This is a genomic window from Armatimonas sp. (genome assembly GCF_031410135.1).
Taxonomy (GTDB): Bacteria; Armatimonadota; Armatimonadia; order Armatimonadales; family Armatimonadaceae; genus Armatimonas.
In genome coordinates, this window is record NZ_JANNYP010000359.1 from 1 (window position 1) to 5,474 (window position 5,474).

The 5,474-nt window shown below is 54.7% G+C and carries 8 protein-coding genes; all 8 read right to left on the reverse strand.

Features of this window, described 5'->3' with window-relative positions; genetic code table 11:
• A partial coding sequence (locus RMO15_RS13185; RefSeq protein WP_309713259.1) for a hypothetical protein occupies nucleotides 1-1,044 on the reverse strand: 1,044 nt, incomplete at its 3' end.
• A gap of 106 nt (nucleotides 1,045-1,150) precedes the next feature.
• Nucleotides 1,151-1,888, reverse strand: a complete 738-nt coding sequence (locus tag RMO15_RS13190) for a hypothetical protein (RefSeq protein ID WP_309713262.1) — start codon at nucleotides 1,886-1,888, stop codon at nucleotides 1,151-1,153.
• 15 nt (nucleotides 1,889-1,903) lie between these two features.
• Entirely contained in the window at nucleotides 1,904-2,788 is an 885-nt protein-coding gene (locus tag RMO15_RS13195; protein ID WP_309713265.1) for a PEP-CTERM sorting domain-containing protein, read from the reverse strand.
• Between the two features lie 123 nt (nucleotides 2,789-2,911).
• The gene (locus tag RMO15_RS13200) at nucleotides 2,912-3,061 is read right to left on the reverse strand and encodes a hypothetical protein (RefSeq protein WP_309713268.1); all 150 of its coding nucleotides are present in this window, start codon (nucleotides 3,059-3,061) and stop codon (nucleotides 2,912-2,914) included.
• Between the two features lie 17 nt (nucleotides 3,062-3,078).
• A complete protein-coding gene (locus RMO15_RS13205; RefSeq protein WP_309713270.1) occupies nucleotides 3,079-3,543 on the reverse strand; it encodes a DUF5050 domain-containing protein in 465 nt (154 codons plus the stop codon).
• Nucleotides 3,544-3,546: 3 nt separating this feature from the next.
• Nucleotides 3,547-4,053, reverse strand: coding sequence for a hypothetical protein (locus tag RMO15_RS13210; protein ID WP_309713273.1), 507 nt, complete (start codon nucleotides 4,051-4,053; stop codon nucleotides 3,547-3,549).
• Between the two features lie 62 nt (nucleotides 4,054-4,115).
• Entirely contained in the window at nucleotides 4,116-4,679 is a 564-nt protein-coding gene (locus RMO15_RS13215) for a hypothetical protein (protein ID WP_309713275.1), read from the reverse strand.
• 99 nt (nucleotides 4,680-4,778) lie between these two features.
• The coding region (locus RMO15_RS13220) for a hypothetical protein (protein WP_309713278.1) at nucleotides 4,779-5,474 on the reverse strand (696 nt) is incomplete at its 5' end.

Below are 5,474 nucleotides of genomic sequence, written 5' to 3' on the forward strand. Positions count from 1 at the left end.
CACCAGGCTACGCATGGCCACATCTTGCCACACCGCTCGCTGCTCCGTTGTCAGCCGACCCAAGACACCATCGAAGGCTCCCAGCCCCACGGCAGTTAGCCGATACAGAGTTGACCGTGCATCGCCGGGCGCAAGGGGCAGGCTCATGGCATCGCTCTTGACAGGGGAGAAGTAGTCACGCGAGCCACCCAGAAAATCGCCAATCGTCGCAAGTGCCGAGGTAGAACCTTTTACGGGAGAGAGGCTCAGAGGCTTGGGGGTGAGCAGGGCATAGCTTGCCACCGGATTCGCGTCTTTCTCCGTGAGAAAAGAGATGCGCTCGGCAAAGACCATTGCTCGTCGCCTATAGAAGTTTGTGGCAAACGTGGTGCCAACACCGTCACTCTCGACAACGATGCCACTTTTCTTCGCGGCAGGGTCAACAATCGCCCCTCGGGTTTTGCCCGTCACGACAGGTCGGAACGCGGCAGTATCTCTCTGGAGAGCGGCTTTAAAATCGCCAGAATGGGCTTTGAGCACATCGAGCCAGCTCTCGCCCTTTGTGACAACAAGATCACGGACAACTCTCTCTAGCTCCACCAGCTTATCGGGTTGGCTCAGCTCCTGTAAAAACTTGCTCTGTACAAAATCAGGGCTACACCCAGCTCCTATTGCCATAAAAGCTAAGTACTCGGCTGTGGAGCGTGTGGAGATTTCAGAGTGGCCTTCGCGCAGGAAACCAAAGAGCAGAGGCCCCCCATTTGGCCCCAGGACAATGCCCAGGGTCGCTCCGAGGGAGAGGATTTTTACGGAGAAGCGACCATCACCTGGCAGAGCACTTTCACTAAAGACACTGGCGATCTTATGGCCTGAAATTGCCAGTCCTTCGGGTAAGACTGCACGTCCCGAGAGGAGCACCGTGGTCAGGGAATCACGACTCGTTCCGACCCCATTGCTTCCCCCACGAACGGGGCCGAAGCCTAAGTTCCAGCCACTGCCACAGCCGTGTAAGAGCGTGGTCAAGGGCAATGCTGCCGCGAGGCGGAGAAAGTTTCGTCGTTGCATGGTATTAAGTTGGCCTTTCAAGAGTCGTCTCAAGATGCGAATGTAGGTAGGATAGCTCCTCGGCATTAGCCCAGCATTAGAGTTAGCAGGAGGGTTAACTTTTAATTCACTTAGGATCGTCCCGGATCAGCGCCTGAAACTTCCGCGCGGATTTAAGCGCTTCGAGGCGCTGCTTCTGCTGGAAATCATCAAGATGCGACGGCACATCGATCTCACCGATGATCTTGGTGGCATTATCGAGCCTTCCTTGAAGAAGCTTCTGGCTGACGCTCCACGAGCTCCACATGGCCTTCATCTCCGGCAGGCGCTTGGCGTAGGTTTCTGGTGAGGCCATGACGGCGGAGTAGAAATACGAGCCCGACTGCGCGTCCGTGGCGACGATCGTGAAGAGGCCAAACGCCTCAAACGGCTTGCCTTGATAGTTAAAGCTGTAGCGAATCAGCGCGGATCGCCCAAGCTGGAACCACGGCGCGGGCTCCACACCCTTGAGTTTGAGCTTGGTGACGAGTCCCGCTTTTTGGAGTAGTGCTGTGGCCTCGATCATCGCTCGCACGGGATCGTCGAGGTGGACGCGTGGCACCTCCGGGTTGACGCCTGGTGTGAGCGTCTTTTGATCGAAGTTATGGGCAAAGACAAAGCGAAACTGCCCAAGCTGCATCATCGCGCCGCCGGGGCCTGACAGAACCGCCGCCCCTGCCCCGCCGTCATCTAATTTCCAGCCCGGTGCAACCCCGATCTGACCGCTGCCGTCGGGGAACTTCTGCGTCGTGAGTTTGGGCGCTTGCGCCTGCGCCGCTGCTGTCAGGGCAACTACAGTGGTGAGCACCCAAAAATAGTGTTTCATCAAAATACCTTTGGTTTAGTTTCGTCGGCGGTGGGCCAAGATCAGAGTGCCCCCAAGAGCAAGAAAGAGAAACGTGGTCGGCTCAGGTACGGGTGATCTCGCTGCAGCCGTACGTCCGTTTTGGTCAAAGAGGACAACACCAGGCATACTGGTTTCCTCCATTGTCCAGTTGACAATAGAGTCACCATTACTATCAAAAAGATCGATACTATCGAGAATATAGGTATTACTAAAATTAGAAAATCCTGATAAATTGCCATTCAAAATAGCATCACCTTGCGATTTTTTCGTTTCAAAATATGAACCCGAGTAAAAATAAAGATCAATCGGCTTATCTAGTAATAAGGGAAGGGTGTAGCTTAAATTGCCAGGGCCGATTAGTGTTGCCGTGCTGGGATTCGAAAACATGGTCGTTAAGTCTGCCCCGCCAAAGTCACCGGCAAGAAAAGATAAGCCCGCATTGACATTGGCACCCGGAACGGTGGAGCTCGTGGTGCCCGTGACATGCCAGTTATACACCGAGCTCGTGGCGAGCGCACCGGGAGTAAAGAAGGTGACTTGGGTGTGAGATCCTTGTGCCGTGGTTGCCTGATAGCCCTCGCTTTGGACATTGCTGACACTCATGCTGACTTGATTGCGTGCAGCAAAAAAGCCGCTTGGAACCGTGCTCCCTTGCATGGTGATGTTTGCCCCGAGCGGATCGGTATAGGAAACATTGAGCGAGGTGGCACGGGGCGTGGGCTGCAGGTAGTTCATGTCAAAATAATCAGCAGTGTATCCAGGGTTATCATTGTCGGGGTTGCGCCCGACGGCGGTGAAATCTATAAATTCCTGTGCAGAGGCAGAGGTAATGATGCCCAGAGAAAGTAAGAGAGTCAGCAGAGTGAGTGATGTCTTCATGTCCTAAAAATTCTTTCTGTACCGTGTGCTATGCACTGGGGAGAGTTTAGGATGAGGGCATTAACCCCGCATTAGAGTTACGGTTTAGCGGCTCTAATACGGGATTTTTCCAGAATCCAGCTTCTAGCCCGGCGCGACACCGATCTGATCGTTTCCATCCGGGAACTTCTGTGTCTTGAGCGCCTGGGCATGTGCAGTGCCAAAGAGAGAGAGTATCGTCAGGGCTGCAAGTGTCGCGGCAGAAAGGGTGAAAGTGAATCGCATGAGTTTCATGGATTTAGTCGCCGTCGTTAATTCTTTGCCCAAGCGGGGCGGCTCTCCGTTGTTGCCGTATTGGTAATACGGGTGGGGTTCGCCCCATCTGCGTTCATCGTGAAGATTTGAGATCCTCCGGTGCGGTCGCTTTCAAAGAGTATTTTTGTTCCGTCCGGCGAGTACGAAGGATAGGAATCCAGCCGATCGTTGTTGGTTAGACGGGTGGGGTTGGTTCCGTCGGCGTTCACAGAATAGATCTCCAGCGCACTTTCAAAGAGTATCTTTGTGCCATCTGGTGAGAAAGAAGGTGCGACTTCGCTGTCTGTACGGTTGGTAAGGCGCGTTTGATTCGCTCCATCAGCGTTCATCGTATAGATATTTTCCGTTGCGCCGTTGTATACCGTGTAGGCGATCCTTGTGCCATTTGGTGAGAACACAGGGTAGCGATCTACAGTAGAGCCGGTCGTTAATCGTACGGGATTGCTGCCATCGGCATTCATCACCTAGATATCTTCGTTTCCCCCGTTACCGGTAACCGTCCTTGCAAAGACAATCTTCGTGCCGTCGGGAGAGAAGCTTGGGTGGCCGTCGAATCCGGCATTATTGGTCAACCGTGTGGTGTTGCCGCCGTCTGCCCCCATCACGTAGACCTCGCTGTTACCGTCGCGGGTGCTGCTAAACACGATCTTGGTACCGTCGGGAGAGAAATTAGGGAATTCGTCTATGACGGAGTTGTTCGTCAGGCGCGTCTGATTGCTCCCGTCTACATTCATCGTGTAGATTTCCTGGTTTCTGTCCCGAAAACTCACAAAGGCAATCTTGCCCGCGCCGGGAGCAGGAGTCGGTGTCGGTGCGGGGGATGGTGTTGGCGCAGGGGTTGCGGTTGGATTGGGTGTCGGAGTGGGGTTAGAGCTAGCACTTCCCCCACCAGAGCAACCAACAGTTGCGGTGAGTGCGATAAGACTACACAAAGTGAGAGAGAGAGCAAAGCCGCTTCGGGTAAGTTTCATAGGTTTGGTTTCCTGATCTAGCAAGACAGGCCGCAAGCGCGGCCTATCAGAGGACGGCGTGGTTAGGAGACAGCTTGAAAAACAACTTCAAGGCCGACATTGTTGGGCCTGTTCGTCCCATTGACCAGTGTCTCGCGCTTGATGCGAAGGCGTATCTTGTCCGACGACTCCGAGATCACCTCCGCGACAATGGTTCGCGTATCGGTGGGCTCTGCGGTGTCGCCATTGGTAATGGTGACCTCAGACCCATTGACCGTGAAAGAGTCGGTCGAGGTACTCCAGTTGGGGGTGCCGGACACATCGTAGAGAATCTTGCCATCCGAGCGGTAGGCATCCACTTGATCCTCGCTACATCCCAGGCCGTCTGCGGAGCCACTCTTGCTGGTGATCGTCACGGGACAGGGCTGATCCCCTCCCGTGGCGTTGTAGTAGGTCGTGTTGGCCTTGAGAGAGGCTGTCCTCCAGTAGAAAATGGTGGGGCTGGCGGCAGTGCCCTTGCCAGCAAGAAGCTCACGAGTAGCATCGGTGCTATTACTACCCGAGTTCCCACCGCCACCGGAACAACCAAAGAGAGAGAGCGCTGTCAGAGCTGCAAGAGTGGTCGTAAAAAATTGCTGTCGTTTCATTTTCTGTCCTCCGAGCCAGCTTCATGTTGATGCAGGCTTCTAAGGAGCAGAATAAACCAAGGGCGTTAACCCAGCATTAGAGTTAGCGACGCGGCAACTCTAATGCATCGCTTTTTTGAGAATTTTTCCAGCAAGTAGCTCGTCCCAGGTGCGTGGCGCAGCGAGCGTTTCGAGCGACAGTGAGCGGGAAAGCCGGAGCTGCCGCTCGTAGGTTTCCTCGTCAAGTACGGAGCCAAGCTTCTGTAGGAGGAGCTGGTCATCCCCTACGAGATTCACAGAGTAGCCCATCTGCTCACTGAGCCGGTAGAACGCCCCTAAGAGGAGTGTCGCACGCAAAGCAGAGCCGTTCTGAAACTCGGTGATACTCTCGTACCAGAAGCTGTACATCAGCAGCGCCAAGGTTCCATGCTTGAGAGCCCAGTGCTGACAGGCCTTCAAGTGCTGGTAACTCTCTGCCAGACGCCCTTGATTGTAGGTCGAGAGGGCGAGCCCTATATGGAGAATCGAGTGAAAGCGCGAGTGCGGCCCAATCAGCGTCAGCGCCTCGCGGTTCACGGCTTCCGCTTCTACAAAGAGCGCCTGAGCCTGATCGGGATTGCTTTGCATAAGTACGAGACCGCAGGGGTTGGTAGCACGGTTCACCAGCATGAGAGCCCGCACTAGAGTCATGGGGTTATCTTGAGTACGTGCTAGCTCTAGTGCAACGAGCTGAATCTGCCGGGCCTCTTCATAGCGCCCCACTTGATTGGCGCTATAGCCCTGGTGCAAGCGAGCCTCAGCCTCCCAACGAATCAA